This is a genomic window from Myxococcus sp. MISCRS1, assembly GCF_026626605.1.
Taxonomy (GTDB): Bacteria; Myxococcota; Myxococcia; order Myxococcales; family Myxococcaceae; genus Myxococcus; species Myxococcus fulvus.
In genome coordinates, this window is the sequence record NZ_JAPNKB010000001.1 from 8167239 (window position 1) to 8181360 (window position 14122).

A 14122-nucleotide genomic window follows, 5' to 3' on the forward strand; every position below is an offset into this window, starting at 1 on the left:
CCCTTTCCACGGAATGGACCCCATGAGCTCCTCCACACCGTCGACCGTCGCCCTGCCTTTCGATGACCCCAAGCCGCTCCGCGCGGAGCTGCGCCGGGTGATGCCCGCCGAATCCTTCGAACCTCAACCCCACCGGGGTGTCATCGCGCTGGCCCTGGTGCCGGTGATGCTGGCCTCCATGTGGCTGCTCGCCTGGGGCGGGCTGCCCTGGTGGGCCTGCCTCCCGCTCTCCTTCGTGTTGGGACAGATGGTCACCACCGTGGGGCTCGCGGCCCACGAGGCGCTGCACCACGCCGTCTTCAGGAGCCGGCGCTGGGAGGATGTCATCGGCTGGGTCGGCTTCAGCCCGTTCCTCGTCACGCCGGGCAACTGGCGCGCGTGGCATGTCCAGGCACATCACAGCGCCGCGAACATCCACCAGCGAGACCCGGACATCCTCCCGCGACAGCCGGACCTCGGCACCCAGCGCTTCGCGCGGATGTTCCACGCGATTTCACCGGGCTCCGGCACCTGGCTGAGCTACGTCAGCTTCAGCCTGTTCTTCACCGCGCAGGGGCAGGCCTTCCTGTGGCACCACATCGACCAGCCCCACCTGCGCCACGTGCGCATGAACCGCGCGAAGGAGCGCATCCTCACGGTGCTCCTGGTGCTCGGCTGGGGGGCGCTGGGCTGGGCCATGGGGCCGCACGGAGCCTTCTTCGCGCTCGTGTTCCCCCTCGTCGTCGCCAACATCACGTTGATGGTCTACATCGCCACCAACCACTGGCTGCAGCCGGCGTCCGAGGAGCACGACAACCCCTTCGTGAACACCGCGAGCGTCAAGACGCACCCGGTGATGGACTGGGCCCACCTCAACTTCAGCTATCACCAGGAGCACCACATCTTCCCGGCGATGAGCCCCCGCTTCGCGCCGCTGTTGCGCAAGCGACTGCGGGAGCTGAGCCCGGAGGCCTCCACCGTCTATCCCCACGTCCAGGCGCTGCGCGCGCTGTACGCGCGCCCCGCGCTGTACTCGCCCACCGAGGCGGGGACCTGGGTGGGGCCCCACGGGACACCCACGGTGACGAGCGGCGAGCTGCGAAGCCGCCTCGAATCCTCCGCCTGACGAGGAGCGCTACTTCCCGGTCCGGGCGTGGGGCGCGTTGACGGGCTTGGACTCGGGGCTGCCCTTCTCGCGCAGCCAGATGGACAGCAGGACGAGGGCCGCGACGGAGAGGAACTCGCTCTGCCAGTTCTGGAAGGACTCGAACCAGAACCGGGAGGACACCAGGTACTGGAGCACGGTGACTGCCGCCTCACCGTGCGCCAGGGCCTCTTCGTTGCGGGCCGCGGCGCCGGTGACGGCATGCAGGCCGAAGCACACGATGAACAGCGAGAAGAGGGCGATGGACAGCGAGTGGCTGTAGAGCTTGAGCACCAGCCCTCCGCGATGGAGCGGCGCCGGGGAGCCCTCCTGGGGCTCCAAATCCTTGTCCTCCTCCTTCTTGCCGCCGTTCAGGTCCTTCGACTCACCGGAGCCCTTCTGCTTGAGGAAGGCCGCCAGGATGACGAAGGCGCCCATCTGGAAGAACTCGCTCTCCCAGTTCTCGAACGTGGCCTCCAGGAAGTCGCCCGAGCGCAGGTACTCGCCGAACCGCGCCTCGGGTTGCCCATGCTGGCGCTGCTCCTCGTTGTGATGGAGGAAGCCGGAGACGGCCTGCCCCACCCAGCACAGGAGGAACGCGGCGAGCAGGACCAGCGACAGCCCATTGTTGGACAGGAATGCGCGCGGGCCCCTCTTCGGAGACCCCGATTGAGTGGTATCCGCCATCTCCCGAAGTCTGGACACGAAATGTCGGGGTGCAGCCGCCTCGGGAAGGCGACTGTCCGCCCGCCCGGTCCCCCACCGGCTTGGAACCCTCCGGAGACACGAGACATGGCAGGACTGTTCGACCCCCTGGTGCTGCGAGAAGGCGTCGTCGCGCGCAACCGCGTCTGGCTGGCGCCGCTCACCAACAAGCAGAGCCATGCCGACGGAGCCCTCTCCGACGCGGAGCTCCACTTCCTGGAGCGTCGTGCGCAAGGTGGCTTCGGACTGGTGGAGACCTGCGCGGCGCACGTCCAGCAGGACGGGAAGGCCTGGGCCGGCGAGCTGGGCGTGCACGACGACGCGATGTTGCCGGGCCTGCGCCGGCTCGCCGAGAAGGTCCACCAGGGCGGCGCGCTGTTGTCCGCGCAGCTCTTCCACGGAGGTCTGCGCGCGGACCCCACCGTGAGCGGGCTGCCGCGCTGGAGCGCGAGCGCGCACGGCGGCGCGGACGAGTGCCGTGAGGGCACGGAAGGTGAGATTGAAGCCGTCATCGCCTCCTTCGCGAATGCGGCCCGGCGCTGCGCCCAGGCGGGCTTCGACGCGGTGGAGTTGCACGGCGCGCATGGCTATCTGCTGTCGCAATTCCTGAGCACCACCTACAACCGCCGCGCGGACCGCTGGGGTGGCTCGCTGGAGAACCGCTCGCGCCTCATCCGTCAGACCTTGGCCGCGGTGCGAAAGGCGGCCCCCTCGCTGGTGCTCGCGGTGCGCCTGTCACCCGAGGACTTCGGCCAGGCGCGCGGGTTGGACCTGGATGAGAGCCTGGAGGTCGCGCGGATGCTCACGGACGAGGGCATGGACATCCTCCACCTGTCGCTCTGGCGCGCGGGGCTCAACACCACCAAGCGCCCCCAGGAGCACGCCACGGAGCTGTTCCGCCGGGCCGTGCCCGCGCGCGTGAAGATGGTCGTCGCCGGCGCCATCTGGACGAAGGAGGACGCGGAGGCGCAGCTGTCGCGCGGCGCGGACGCGGTGGCCCTGGGCCGCTCCGCCATCGCCAACCACGACTGGCCCGAGCGCATCCATCGCGGTGCGCCCATCCACCAGCCGCCCCTCTCCGTGGACCTGCTGCGGGCCGAGGGCGTCTCCCCGGGCTTCATCGACTATCTGCGGGGCTGGAAGAACTTCGTCGCGACCTGATGCGTTGAAGCTGCATGGGCCACGACGCGGAAAAAGGGCGGTTCACTCCGGGAGTGTGCCCGCCGCGTCAAGTCTCTTGGCCGTGAAACGAAGTCTCGCGATGTGAGGCGTGTGGACTGGAAAAATGCCTGGGTCTCCTGAAACCCGGCCTTTTATGTCCCGTCCGTTTTAAATAAGTGACGCCTCCGGGCGTCTCTACACGCGTCCGACACCTCGACGGTGTGGGGCAACTCACATCACTTTTCGCGGGACCACCTTCATGACCAGCCGCACCCAGATGATGCTGTGCTCGATGTCCTTCGCTCTCATCGCCGCCCCCGCGTTCGCGCAGGATGACGCCGCGGAGGGCTACTCCGAAGAGGGTTATGTCCGCGAGGACTCGTCCGCGGGTGAGGGCAAGGGCTTCGCGCTCGGCCTGCGCGCGGGCTTCGCCGTTCCGTACGGCGACCTGGCGGGGAACCCGAACGGCGAGGGTGATGGCGCTCCGGTCGGTGACCTGGTCTCGAGCGTGATTCCGCTGGAGCTCAACGCGGGCTACTTCTTCAACAAGAACTTCTACCTGGGCGCCTTCTTCCAGTACGGCCTGGGCTCGCTCAACACCGAGGAGGTGGCTGGTGAGGAGGACCCCTGCAGCGTCGACGGCGTGAGCTGCAGCGCCAGCCAGCTGCGCTTCGGTGTCAACGCGGCCTATCACTTCGACGCGACGCCGCTGGTGGACCCCTGGGTGGGCGTGGGCATCGGCTACGAAATCCTGAACACGAAGATCTCGCTCGAGCTGCTGGGTGAGGAGCTGTCCGTCAAGACGTCCGTGAAGGGCTTCGAGTTCGTCTCCGCGCAGGGCGGCGTCGACTTCCGCATCTCGCCGAAGTTCTCGGTGGGCCCCTACATCACGGCGACGGTTGGCCAGTACTCGTCGGCGTCCCTCTCCGACGGTGAGGACGAGGAGTCGCAGGACATCGAGGAGAAGGCCATCCACGGGTGGATCAACGGCGGCGTGCGCGCGCAGTTCCGGTTCTAATCACCGCTTCGCGCCGTGGCTGTCCATGACGTCGGGCCAGGTTCGCTCCTGGCCCGACGTCGTCGTTCCAGGGCTCAGATGTATTCGTCGAACCAGTCGAACATGCGGTGATTGGCGACGGCCTGCGCGGCCTCCTGGCAGTGCAACAGGCCGGTGTCCTCCTCGGTGAAGAGCAGGTAGTCCTTGGGGCAGGTCAGCGCGTCGAAGAGCAGCTTCCCCTGGCCGCCGGAGTACGCCTCCGCGGTGCCGTCCATGACGAGCGTGCGGCAGCGGATGCGCTCGACGACGGGCCGGTTGGTGAAGGTCCTCAGCTTGAACATCAGGTCCGAGGGGGAGCTGGCGCCGTGCTTGTGCATGGCGTCGCGCATGTACCAGCGGTACAGGAACACCTGGGTCATGAGCTGGTACATGCCCGCGTCGAAGGCGGCCGGGTCGGTGTCGAGCAGCGCCATCAGCTCCGGGAAGTAGCTGTTGAAGTTGTCGAACTGCGACTGGCCCCAGTCGAGCACGCCCGGGTTGGGGATGAGCAGCTTGATGCGCCGCTCGAAGGCGGCCGCGCGCGGCACCAGGGCGCCGCCCATGCTCCAGCCGAGCAGGGCAATCCTGCGGGAGTCCACCCCGGAGATTCGCACCGCGAAGTCCACCACGGGCGTGATGACCTTCTCCCAGTCCGGGCGGAACGGCAGGTTCTGCTCGCGGATGGCCATGCCCTGGCCGGGGGCGTGGACGAGCAGGCAGTGGTAGCCACGCTCCAGCGCGGCGTCCACCACGTACTTGGACTCCTCCGGCCAGGCGTCGCGGCCCTGCTGGAAGATGAGGAGCGGCGCGGGTCCCCGCGTGCCCCGCGCCCGGAAGAGGTAGCCGGGCAGGGTGGTGTTCTCGTAGGGGATGCGCACGGGGGTGCCCGGCAGCTTCAGCAGGACGAGCGCCTTGTTGTACGCGTCCACCGCGCGGCGCCCCGTCTGCAGCACGCTCGGGTGGCTGGGCTCGGGGTGGTGGATGAGCGCGGCGCGGTAGTAGTTGGCCGCGCGCAGGTAGGCGTGGCCGGCGCTCGTCTTGTGGTGTCGGGCGAGGCTGGCCTCGGCCATGCCGCGCAGGCGGTCCGCGGTGCTCACCCACTCGGTGGGCCAGCTCCAGTCATCGCTCACGTCGATGCGCGTCGCGGTGTCCAGCACCTCGCCGATGTCCGCCTGGGCGCTGTAGGTCGCGGCCAGGAAGTGCAGCAGCTGGTTCTGCATGACGGGGTCGTCTTCCAGCAACCGCAGCTCGTACCAGGGCCGCTGGGGCTCCTCGGCCGGGGGCGTCGTGCCCGGCGTGGAGGCCGGCGCCGCCAGGACGGAAGGCGCGCGCAGCAGCGCGAGCCCGCCGGTGAGCCCCAGGCCCACGTGCAGCAGGGAACGTCGATTCAGGGTGAAACCCATGGTGTGCAATCTCCTGTGAGGGATTGCAGGCTCGAACACCGTGGCCCTTTATTTCTGTCATCACCCGGTGGAAATCACAGACATGGTTCCCGCGCGGAGAGGTGAAGACAGACGGAGGGCGGGGCGCGGGCGGCGCGAGGTGACACGTCGGCGTCGACAGGGCCCGGGCGCGCGGCTCTCGAGCACGGGAGGCCAGGGCATGGCTCGCCCGTGCCTCCCGGAGGGGATTCAATCAGCTGATTGAATCGTGCGATTGGAGGTGTCGGTTGTCAAGGTCCGCCGGCGGGCGCACCAGGGTCCACTCCACGCCCGCGCCGCGCACCAGCCGCTCGGCGGCCATCAGGCGCTCGTCCCCCATGACTTCGATGGCCTGGCTCGACAGGAGCACGATGCGGCGCACGCTCCGGGACACGGCGAGCGACACGAACTCCGCGGGGATGGGCTGCTCATGGGGCGCCATGAGGTACAGGCGCGAGGACGCTCCGAGCGCGGCCTCCCAGGTGCTCGAATCCGTCCAATCGAAGCGGGTGTCGGAGTGCCGGGAGGCGGCCCTCACGGTGTGGCCCTGGCCGCGCAGCAGCCGGGTGACTCGTCGTCCGGTGGTGCCGCTCGCGCCCAGGATGAGGATGCTCGGGGAGGAGGTCATGGCGTGAGGCATACACAGCCGCGCCTCGCCTCGGGACGCGCGAGGCGGGCGCGGAGGGATTACTCAACAGAACGCACGCTCAGGGCGTGGTGAACTGGGTCAACCAGTTCAGGTTGGGACGCAGGGACCAGGGCTGGCTGCCCGAGCGCCAGGTGGAGTCGAGCAGGAGCCCCACGCAACTGCCCGTGCGCATGTAGCAGTGGTCGGCGTTGAGGTCGCCCACCTGGCTGTCCTTGATGATGTACCAGCCGCTGCCGTTGCTCTGCAGGCAGGACGTGGCGAACGGGCAGGAGTAGCCCGTCGTGTCCGTGTTCTGCGCGCGCACCTGGGCCTCCGTCGGGCCGACGAAGACGTCCTGCTCGCCGTTGATGATGCGCAGGCGGCTGCTGGGCAGCGCGCGGTTGCCATTGGCGACGCAGGACGACAGGTTGTAGATGGAGTACTGGACGCCGGCGCCCAGGCCATACGCGGCCTGCACGCGCGAGTCGTGGTTCTTGGCGAGGATGGCCATGACGGAGCCCTGGCTGAAGCCCGCCACCACGATTCCCTTCGAGCAGTCCGCCTTGGCGCGCGAGCACAGCGTGCCCACCGCGCTGGTGGACCGGCTGCCGTCGAAGATGCAGCGCGAGCGGGCCGTCAGCGTGGAGCACGAGCCGAACGTGGCGTTGTCGTACTCGACGGTGGCCGCGACATAGCCGCGCTGCGCCATCTCCTCCACCGCCGCCAGCGCAGAGGAGTGGTCATAGTTCTCCGTGGTGCCCACCGTGTAGATGAACACCGGGTACTTGCCCGAGGCCGCGGGCTCCTGGCCGCGCAGGTTGTACGTGGAGCCGCACAGCGACGTGCCACCACCCCGGTACGTCGCCGAGAAACTGCTCAACGTCTGTGCCCCCGCGGCGGAGGACCAGGCCAGGGCCAGCAGCAATCCAAGACGGAAGCTCAGCTCGCTCTTCTTCATGACTTCTCCTCGTGGTTGTCGACAGTCATGGGAGCGCCGCGCAAGCCAGGCGCGGGCGTCCCATCCGGAATCAAAGCGGCGCATCCGGAGTCGTGTCTATCTGATTTTTCTATCTGTTCAGTTATTTCATGATTTGTTCCGCTTTGCGAAACATGGCTGGGATTGTTTCGCGAAGCGAAAGCGCGCGAGCGCGGTGGATTCCGCACCGCGAAAGGACAAGGCCTGTCGCGCGTGATAGAGGCGGCGCGCCATGTCTCCTTCGCTCTTGCTGCTGTCCCTGTTGTCGACCGTGCCCCAGGTGTCCGAGTCAACCCCGGAGGCGTCCTCGTGGCAGGCCCGTCTGTCCTTCCTGGCGAGTGACCCGAACGTGGACCGTTCGGGCTCCACGACCAGCTGGAACGCGGCGCTGGATGCGCGCTCGCCGGAGCTGACGGCGGGGCTGCGCGCGGAGGCGGAGCTGTCGTTCTTCGTGAACGCCAACAACGCGCAGGGCGTGAGCTTCGCGGACAATGGGAGCAACTTCCGGCTGCGCTACCGTCCCGCCGCCTGGGCCGCTGACGAGAGCCTGGCGCTGAGTGTCTTTCCGCTGAGCTCCACGCGGGTGTACCTGGGCTCCGTCTACCCGGTGACGTGGGGGCGGGACGTCTTTCCCTCCGGTGACAGCAGCAGCGAGCCCGCGGTGGAGCTGCGGCTCGTGCGTCAGCGCTGGGCGGCCTTCGTGGCGCTCAAGTCCGCGGAGTTGACGACGTGGGAGCTGGAGCGGGCGCGGCACTACGCGGTGCTCGCGGGCGGACGGGTCGAGCTCGCGCCCGGGCTGGGGGTGGAGCTGGAGGGGATGTACGTCGACCGGGGGGACAGTCCCGGGCTGGCCAACATGGGGCGTGAGCTGTCGGTCATCCTGCGAGGTGGCTCCGCTCGGGTGTTCTGGAGCCGGGGCGAGCCCATCGGCGACAACGTGGACCTGTCGCTCTTCCGGGGGGACCCCACCTTCTTCGAGCGGTTCTTCACGCCCTCGGCGTCCTCGACGGGGGTCTCCGCGTCGCTCTCGCTCGAGGGCAGCCTGATCTCCCAGGACCTGGAGGACGGGGACGGCGGCTTCGGCAAGCTCACCGAGACATCCCAGGCGGCGGCCCTGGATGGACGGCTGCGACTGGGGGCGTGGCGCTTCCATGCCCTGACCTGGTTCCGGACGGCGAGCTTCCTCCAGATGGATGGGCCCGGCTTCCCTCCGTTCATGGCCTTCCCGCGCGACGCGGACCCTCGCGTCGAGGTCTCCGGCTCGCTGGGCGTCGACTACCACCTGTCAGACTGGGGCCTGACGCCCGGCCTGCTGGCGCGTGTCTCCTTGCCGGCGGCGTTCAGCTCCGCCGAGGCGCTGGGGGTGGACCGGGTCTTCATCGTCCAGGGACGCAACCAGTTCCAGGTGCTGCCGGTCGGCGAGGACCGCGCCAGGGTTCTCACCCTGAAGGCCACGGCGAGATGGGACCTGGGACGCGTGGCTGGTGTCGTGGGCGAAATCTCCTACGTGAATGACCCCAACCAGACTGAGTTCCGAGACGACGTGACGGGGGTGGCGCAGCCCGTCTTCATCAAGGCGAGCGCGTGGGGTGCCACGGTGATGCTCCAGGCCCGTTTCTGACAGGCTTTCGAGCCAGGCGTGGCGCTCACGAATTCCTGATGTGCTGTGTTCTCTGAAAACGAGACACAAGAAATGGTTTCGTGGCGCAAGGAGTGGTCAGCCTTCACCCAGGTTCGCTGGCGCTCCGCGCCGTCGACATGGTCCAATGCGAAGCATGCGAAGACTCATTTGCATGCTGTGGGCGGTCCCGCTGCTGGTGCTGGCGGGATGTGGCAGTGACTCGGACTCGTGCGACGACAACACGTCGCCGGAGACCTACAAGGACGCCAGGCGGGTGACGTGTTCTGGCACGGCGGACGCGGACGTCGCCTGTTGTGGCTACCTGGGCGACGCGTGCAACTACACGCTGTGCCGCAAGAGCGTGTGCGGGGAGTGGATCGAAGAGTCCTTCTCCTGTCCCTGAGGCTGGAGCTGGGTTGATGCTCGTTTCCGGGGCCGGGCCCCCGGGGATGGGCGGTCGACCGTGTCTGTCTTGGCTGTGGTTGGGAAGTCGCCGTGGGTGTCCCCCGGGACTGTGCCCGGTGGTGTGAGGCCCCGCGCTTCCTTCGGAGCGTCTCGACTCGCGAAGCGAGGGACGCATTCCTCCGGGTGAGCACGGGGCCTTCGTGCATCCGTGCGATTAATTGCGACGCTTGTTCGCCAGGAACTCCTCGGCCCAGCGCTTCACCGTGTCCGCCGCGTCGCCGTCGGACGCGCGCAGGGCCGCGGCCAGCGTGGCCGGATTGGTGGAATCATCACCCTGGGCGGCCGTCTGGCCCTTCTTGCGAACCCAGACGCGCGGACCCGCGGGAGCGGCGGGAGCGGCCGCGGGAGTGGGCTTCTCCTCACGCGACTCCGAGCGACGGCGGCGCGACAGGATGACATCCGGCAGCGAGTGCGGCGCGGCATGCTCCACCCAGGCGGAGTGCAGCCGGCCCGTCGCGATCATCTGGCGACGCTTCTGGTAGTGCGCGGAGCAGTAGCCGAGCGTGCGGACCGGTTGGCGACAGCCGATGACGGCGCAGGCGACGGGCTGCTCGACGACGGCCTCGACCTTGGGAGGAAGCTGGGGCGCGACGGGGGCCTTGGGGGCCGCGCGCGGCGTGGTGATGGGTGGCCCGCTCATGCGCTCGGACAGGCGGCGCAGCGAGGCCACCAGCGAGGCGAACGACTCCTGCACGGCGCCCTGCACGATGGACTGGAAGGCCTCATCCAGGGACGGCGTCGCCGAGGGAGCGCCGCGCGCGGGCTGAGAGCGGGTGTTTCGGGGGGAGGGGGAAACGCGACGGGCTCTAGGCATGTCGTGGCTGGCGTAGCACGGCTCAGGTGGTTCGACTATACGTGAATGTTCACCGCTCACTGGCGGGCACTCCGGGCGAGCCGTCGAGCTGACTTCACGCTGCTCGAGCGTGCTGAGCACTGCAGTCGAAGCGCCGTCACGGTACACGCGGGTATCGATGTAACGCGGACGCTCGCGTTTCAATGCCTATGCAGTGGCGACGTCGCTGTCCCGATTGACGGCGAACACCGAGGCCACGGCCACTGTCGGCGGCTGCGCGCCACACTCGTCCCGTGGCTGCATGGGCAGCCTCCATGGTGGTCGGGCAGGCCGCGGGCCTCCGGTCGAACGTGGGAACCGTGATGCGCCTGGGGCTGGACTGGGTTGCCGTGAGCGTGCAGCTCGTCGCGGGAGTCCACCAGCCCGCGAGCCATCGTGGAGCCGCTGGGCGGTTCGTCGTCGAGCTGCTCCGCCACCACATCCGAGCCGCGCAGCCATCGACGCGGTTGGAGCGGAGTGCGTCGCGATGTCGGGAGCCCGAAAAGGTGAAGGCCCCCAAGCCACTAGGACTTGGGGGCCTTCTTTTTGGCGAGGAGTACGGGACTTGAACCCGTGGCCTCCGGCGTGACAGGCCGGCGTTCTAACCAACTGAACTAACTCCCCACAACTATGGGCGGAACAGGGATTGAACCTGTGACCCTCGCCTTGTAAGGGCGACGCTCTGCCGCTGAGCTATCCGCCCGAGGGCGTGTTCCGCGTTGCGACGGGGGGGCTTTTATAAAGGGCTCCCTCCACTGTCAAGCATACGTTTCGAAGGCCCTGATCATTCCGTCACCGACCGCGCGGAGCGTGAAATCGCCCGTGCGGTCGGTGAGTCATCCGCCTAGGGGGCGGGCTCGACGTCGACGGTGCCCAGGTCCTCGGGGGCCACGCCGTTGCTCGAGCCGCCTGGGACGCCGTCCGGCTGCCAGTCCCCGTAGCAGTAGGGGCCGGTGGCCACGCGGAAGCGCCACACGTAGCCGTGGTTCAGCGCCGCGTTGGCCGGGAGGTCGGCCTTGTACTCGTCGTCACCGCCTTGGTCGTTGTTCACCGTGCCGGCGACCCAGGTCCAGGCGGTGCTCACGCCCGGGTCCTGGTCCTTGGGGCCATGGCCCAGCTCCGCCGTCAGGGTGGTGGCCGGGGGCGGGGCGTTGGTGACGCCGTCCTCGTAGATGAACCCGTACATGGTCCGGTTGCCCGACAGGTCGCTGAGCTTCCGGGGCCACTGCAGGCGGCAGTAGTCGATGCCGGAGTGGTTGCCCACGGTGAGGGCGTGCTGCTGGCCCTGGCTGTAGCCACCCACGTCGCTGCCGTCCTTGTCGCAGTACGTCCAGGCCGAGCCGTCCGTGCTGTAGCGCAGGCTGACCGCCCGGGCCGTGGTGTAGGCCGGCCGCAGCTCCGCGGTGAATTCGTCCGTGTCGGCCTCGCCCTCGGCCTCCCGCGCGTAGGTTGCGGGCTTCCAGGTGAAGGAGGCGGGGGTGGTGGACGCGTCCAAGTCCGCGTTGCCCAGGCCCACCTGCACCTGGAGCCCCGTGCCCGCCCCCGCGCCGCCGGTAACGCCCGCGAGGCGCACCCGGCCCGTCACGGTGACGGCGTCGCCGCTGCCCACCGTCGTCCCGCTCACGCTCTGCAGCCGGCAGAAGTCCGCCGCCGCCGGCGCCTGCACCGTCAGCGTGCCGGCCTGCTCGAGCGAGAAGCCGTTGCCCAGCCCGTCCGCGTCGCAGTAGCGGTACGCGCCGCCATTCACATTGAAGCGGATGGCGAACTTGTAGCGGCCCACCGTGCCCGGGTTGGGCAGCGCGGCCTTCCACTCGTCGTTGTTTCCGTTCCCGGACTCACGGTTGAAGCTCGTCCCCGTGGTGGTCCACTGCCAGCTCGCCGCCGTCGGCTCGTCCGTCTCCGGGCCGTAGCCGACCTCGCCCTGGATGCCCGCGCCGCCGCCCGTGCCCGGGGTGACGCCCTCCATGTAGACCTGGGCGTAGATGTCGATGGGCGCCTGGCCCACCTGGTACACCTCGTTGGGGGGAGGCTCGTTGGACTCGCCGCCCAGCTTGCACCAGCCCACGGAGATGTCCTGCGCCGCGCTCACGGTGAGCGTGCCCGTCTTCGCCGGGTCGAAGCCCGTGGCCCCGCCGCTGTTGCCGTCCGAGTCGCACAGCAGGTACGCGCCGTCGTTCACCTTGAAGCGGTAGGCGAAGCGATAGCTGCCCTCGGCGCCCGGGTTGGGCAGCGTGGTCTCGAACTGGTCGTTGTTGCCGGACTCGTCCTTGTAGGCGGCCGTCGTCGTCCAGTTCCACTGCGCGGACGTGGCCGGGTTCTCTCCGGCGGGGCCCCAGCCCAGCTGCCCCACGATTCCCGCGCCGGCGCCCGCGCCCTGCGTCACGCCCTGCACGAACACCTGCGCCAGCACCTTGCGGGTGCCCGCGGCGCCCGACGCGTACGTCACCGTCTCCGGGGTCTGATTGTCCGCCGGGCCCAGCTTGCAGAAGCCGATGACCTTGGGCACCACCACCTCGCCGGTGACGGTGAGCTGGCCCAGCTTGTCCAGCTCGAACTCCTGGCCGCCGTCATCCACGCCGTTGCCGTCGCACACGCGCACCGGGCCGCCGTTGCCGCTGAAGCGCACCGCGTAGCGGTACTCGCCGTTGGTGCCCGGGTTGGGCAGCGTGGCCTTCCACTCGTCGTTGACCTGGAAGTTGTCCTTGTTGAACGCGAGCGCCGTGGACCAGTTCCACAGCTGCGAGGTGCGCGGGTCCTCGCCCGCCGGCCCCCAGCCGAGCTGACCGGACAGGCCCGGGCCCGCGCCCACCTTGTCCGTCACCCCCGCCATGTAGACCTGCGCGTAGACGGTCTTGAAGCCCGACGTCTGCGTGGTCTGGTAGTTGATGACCTCCGGGTCCTTCTGGTCCTCGCCAATCTTGCACCAGCCCACCGGCGGCTTCGGCGCCTCGTTGCCCACGGTGAGCGTGCCCAGCTTGGCCAGGCTGAACGTCAGCTCGCCCTCGGTGCTGTCGTTGACGCCGTCCGCGTCACACACGCGCCAAGCGTTCTCGCTGATGCTGAAGCGGAAGGCGAGCTTGTACTGGCCCTCGGTGCCGGGGTTGGGCAGCTCCGCCTCCCACTCGTCGTTGTTGCCGTGCTCGGCCTTGTAGACGGCCGGAATCCACGTCCACGCCGCGGAGTCGCGCGGGTCGGTGTCCACCGGGCCGTAGCCCAGCTGCGCCACCAGCCCCGAGCCCGCGCCGGCGCCCTGGGTGATGCCCGCCGCGTACACCTGGCCCTGCACCTTGAGCAGCGTGGTGTCCGTGGGGCGGTAGAACAGCTCCGGGTTGGCGCGGTTCCCGTCCGGGCCCAGCTTGCAGTAGTCCACGCGCGGCCGGGAGATGAACACCCGGCGCAGCATGTTCTCCGCCACGCCGTTGGCCATGCCGTCGCCGTCCGCCATCACCCACGTGGTGCCGCCGTCGATGGAGAAGCGAATCGTGATGACCCACTCGCGGCTCTCCCCGCCGATGGCCGGCTGGAGCAGCACGTTGCCCTTGTAGATGTCCGCCTCGCCGCTGTCGGAGTCGCCCTCGTACGTGGCCTCCTCCCAGGTGTAGCTGTCCTGCTGGAGCAGCGCGGAGTCCGCGGGCGCGAAGCCCACCTGCGCGCGCACCCCGCCGCCCTGGCCCACGCCGCGCGTCAGGCCCGCCACCGTGATCGCGCCGCGCACCAGCACGCCCACCGGCTGGCCGCCGCTGACCGCCTCCGTGTTGCCGTTGATGACCTCCGCCTGGTCGATGTTCCTGCCCGGCGGGCCCTCGTAGGTGAAGCCCTTCACCAGCACGCCGTAGGCGCCGTCGGGGTTCACCACCCGCACGTCCACCTGTGCGGTGGTCGCCGTGGGCGAGTAGCCATAGATGCGGAACGCGTTGACCACCACCACGCGCAGGGCTTCCTGCTCGCCGAGGTAGAGCTTCGCGCCGTCCTTGAAGCCGGACCCGTAGACATTGATGAGCGTGTTGCCCGCGATGGGACCGCCCGAGGGGGTGATTTCCCTCACGGTGGGCGCGGTCTGCTCGGAGGGCTGGTTGCCCTCCTTGTCATCACCACAGGCCACGGCGAGCAACGGCAACACGAGAAGAAGGGACCGCAGACAACGGGACATCGGC

11 protein-coding genes and 2 tRNA genes are annotated in these 14122 nt (G+C 69.0%); 5 read left to right on the forward strand and 8 right to left on the reverse strand.

Annotated features, from left to right (window positions below; genetic code table 11):
- Positions 1–22: 22 nt before the first annotated feature.
- Entirely contained in the window at positions 23–1105 is a 1083-nt protein-coding gene (locus OWM54_RS32655) for a fatty acid desaturase family protein (RefSeq protein ID WP_267700006.1), read from the forward strand.
- Between the two features lie 9 nt (positions 1106–1114).
- Here OWM54_RS32655 and OWM54_RS32660 read toward each other — a convergent pair whose 3' ends face one another.
- Positions 1115–1810 (reverse strand): DUF6766 family protein, encoded by a 696-nt coding sequence (locus tag OWM54_RS32660; RefSeq protein WP_267700007.1) that lies wholly within the window; start codon positions 1808–1810, stop codon positions 1115–1117.
- A gap of 105 nt (positions 1811–1915) precedes the next feature.
- Here OWM54_RS32660 and OWM54_RS32665 point away from each other — a divergent pair, with 105 nt between their 5' ends.
- Together OWM54_RS32665 and OWM54_RS32670 are read left to right on the forward strand one after the other, a co-directional pair.
- Complete coding sequence (locus tag OWM54_RS32665) at positions 1916–2989, forward strand: NADH:flavin oxidoreductase (RefSeq protein WP_267700008.1); 1074 nt, start codon at positions 1916–1918, stop codon at positions 2987–2989.
- 259 nt (positions 2990–3248) lie between these two features.
- On the forward strand, positions 3249–4007 hold the full coding sequence (locus OWM54_RS32670) for an outer membrane beta-barrel protein (RefSeq protein ID WP_267700009.1): 759 nt from the start codon (positions 3249–3251) through the stop codon (positions 4005–4007).
- A 74-nt stretch (positions 4008–4081) separates the two neighbouring features.
- On the opposite strand, the gene OWM54_RS32675 is transcribed toward OWM54_RS32670, so the two are convergent.
- From OWM54_RS32675 to OWM54_RS32685, 3 genes are all read right to left on the reverse strand, one after another.
- Positions 4082–5428, reverse strand: coding sequence for an alpha/beta hydrolase family protein (locus OWM54_RS32675; protein ID WP_267700010.1), 1347 nt, complete (start codon positions 5426–5428; stop codon positions 4082–4084).
- Between the two features lie 232 nt (positions 5429–5660).
- Entirely contained in the window at positions 5661–6074 is a 414-nt protein-coding gene (locus tag OWM54_RS32680; protein ID WP_267700011.1) for an SDR family oxidoreductase, read from the reverse strand.
- A 79-nt stretch (positions 6075–6153) separates the two neighbouring features.
- Complete coding sequence (locus OWM54_RS32685; protein ID WP_267700012.1) at positions 6154–7032, reverse strand: alpha/beta hydrolase family protein; 879 nt, start codon at positions 7030–7032, stop codon at positions 6154–6156.
- Between the two features lie 250 nt (positions 7033–7282).
- Between OWM54_RS32685 and OWM54_RS32690 the strand changes: the two genes are divergently transcribed.
- Positions 7283–8671, forward strand: coding sequence for a hypothetical protein (locus OWM54_RS32690; RefSeq protein WP_267700013.1), 1389 nt, complete (start codon positions 7283–7285; stop codon positions 8669–8671).
- Between the two features lie 172 nt (positions 8672–8843).
- Positions 8844–9074 (forward strand): hypothetical protein, encoded by a 231-nt coding sequence (locus tag OWM54_RS32695; protein WP_267700014.1) that lies wholly within the window; start codon positions 8844–8846, stop codon positions 9072–9074.
- A 216-nt stretch (positions 9075–9290) separates the two neighbouring features.
- Here OWM54_RS32695 and OWM54_RS32700 read toward each other — a convergent pair whose 3' ends face one another.
- From OWM54_RS32700 to OWM54_RS32715, 4 genes are all read right to left on the reverse strand, one after another.
- On the reverse strand, positions 9291–9842 hold the full coding sequence (locus OWM54_RS32700; RefSeq protein WP_267700015.1) for a cell wall protein: 552 nt from the start codon (positions 9840–9842) through the stop codon (positions 9291–9293).
- Positions 9843–10515: 673 nt separating this feature from the next.
- Positions 10516–10592, reverse strand: a tRNA-Asp gene (locus OWM54_RS32705).
- 7 nt (positions 10593–10599) lie between these two features.
- A tRNA-Val gene (locus OWM54_RS32710) sits at positions 10600–10671 on the reverse strand.
- A 141-nt stretch (positions 10672–10812) separates the two neighbouring features.
- Positions 10813–14118 carry an IPT/TIG domain-containing protein gene (locus OWM54_RS32715; RefSeq protein WP_267700016.1) on the reverse strand — a complete coding sequence of 1102 codons (3306 nt, stop codon included), beginning with the start codon at positions 14116–14118 and terminating at the stop codon, positions 10813–10815.
- Between the last annotated feature and the right edge of the window lie 4 nt (positions 14119–14122).

Excerpts from the sequence above, each read along its gene's own strand:
- OWM54_RS32680 (WP_267700011.1), bottom strand. The coding sequence starts at position 6,074 with ATGACCTCCTCCCCGAGCATCCTCATCCTGGGCGCGAGCGGCACCACC.
- OWM54_RS32690 (WP_267700013.1), top strand. The coding sequence starts at position 7,283 with ATGTCTCCTTCGCTCTTGCTGCTGTCCCTGTTGTCGACCGTGCCCCAG.
- OWM54_RS32655 (WP_267700006.1), top strand. The coding sequence starts at position 23 with ATGAGCTCCTCCACACCGTCGACCGTCGCCCTGCCTTTCGATGACCCC.
- OWM54_RS32695 (WP_267700014.1), top strand. The coding sequence starts at position 8,844 with ATGCTGTGGGCGGTCCCGCTGCTGGTGCTGGCGGGATGTGGCAGTGAC.
- OWM54_RS32665 (WP_267700008.1), top strand. The coding sequence starts at position 1,916 with ATGGCAGGACTGTTCGACCCCCTGGTGCTGCGAGAAGGCGTCGTCGCG.
- OWM54_RS32715 (WP_267700016.1), bottom strand. The coding sequence starts at position 14,118 with ATGTCCCGTTGTCTGCGGTCCCTTCTTCTCGTGTTGCCGTTGCTCGCC.
- OWM54_RS32675 (WP_267700010.1), bottom strand. The coding sequence starts at position 5,428 with ATGGGTTTCACCCTGAATCGACGTTCCCTGCTGCACGTGGGCCTGGGG.
- OWM54_RS32660 (WP_267700007.1), bottom strand. The coding sequence starts at position 1,810 with ATGGCGGATACCACTCAATCGGGGTCTCCGAAGAGGGGCCCGCGCGCA.
- OWM54_RS32685 (WP_267700012.1), bottom strand. The coding sequence starts at position 7,032 with ATGAAGAAGAGCGAGCTGAGCTTCCGTCTTGGATTGCTGCTGGCCCTG.
- OWM54_RS32670 (WP_267700009.1), top strand. The coding sequence starts at position 3,249 with ATGACCAGCCGCACCCAGATGATGCTGTGCTCGATGTCCTTCGCTCTC.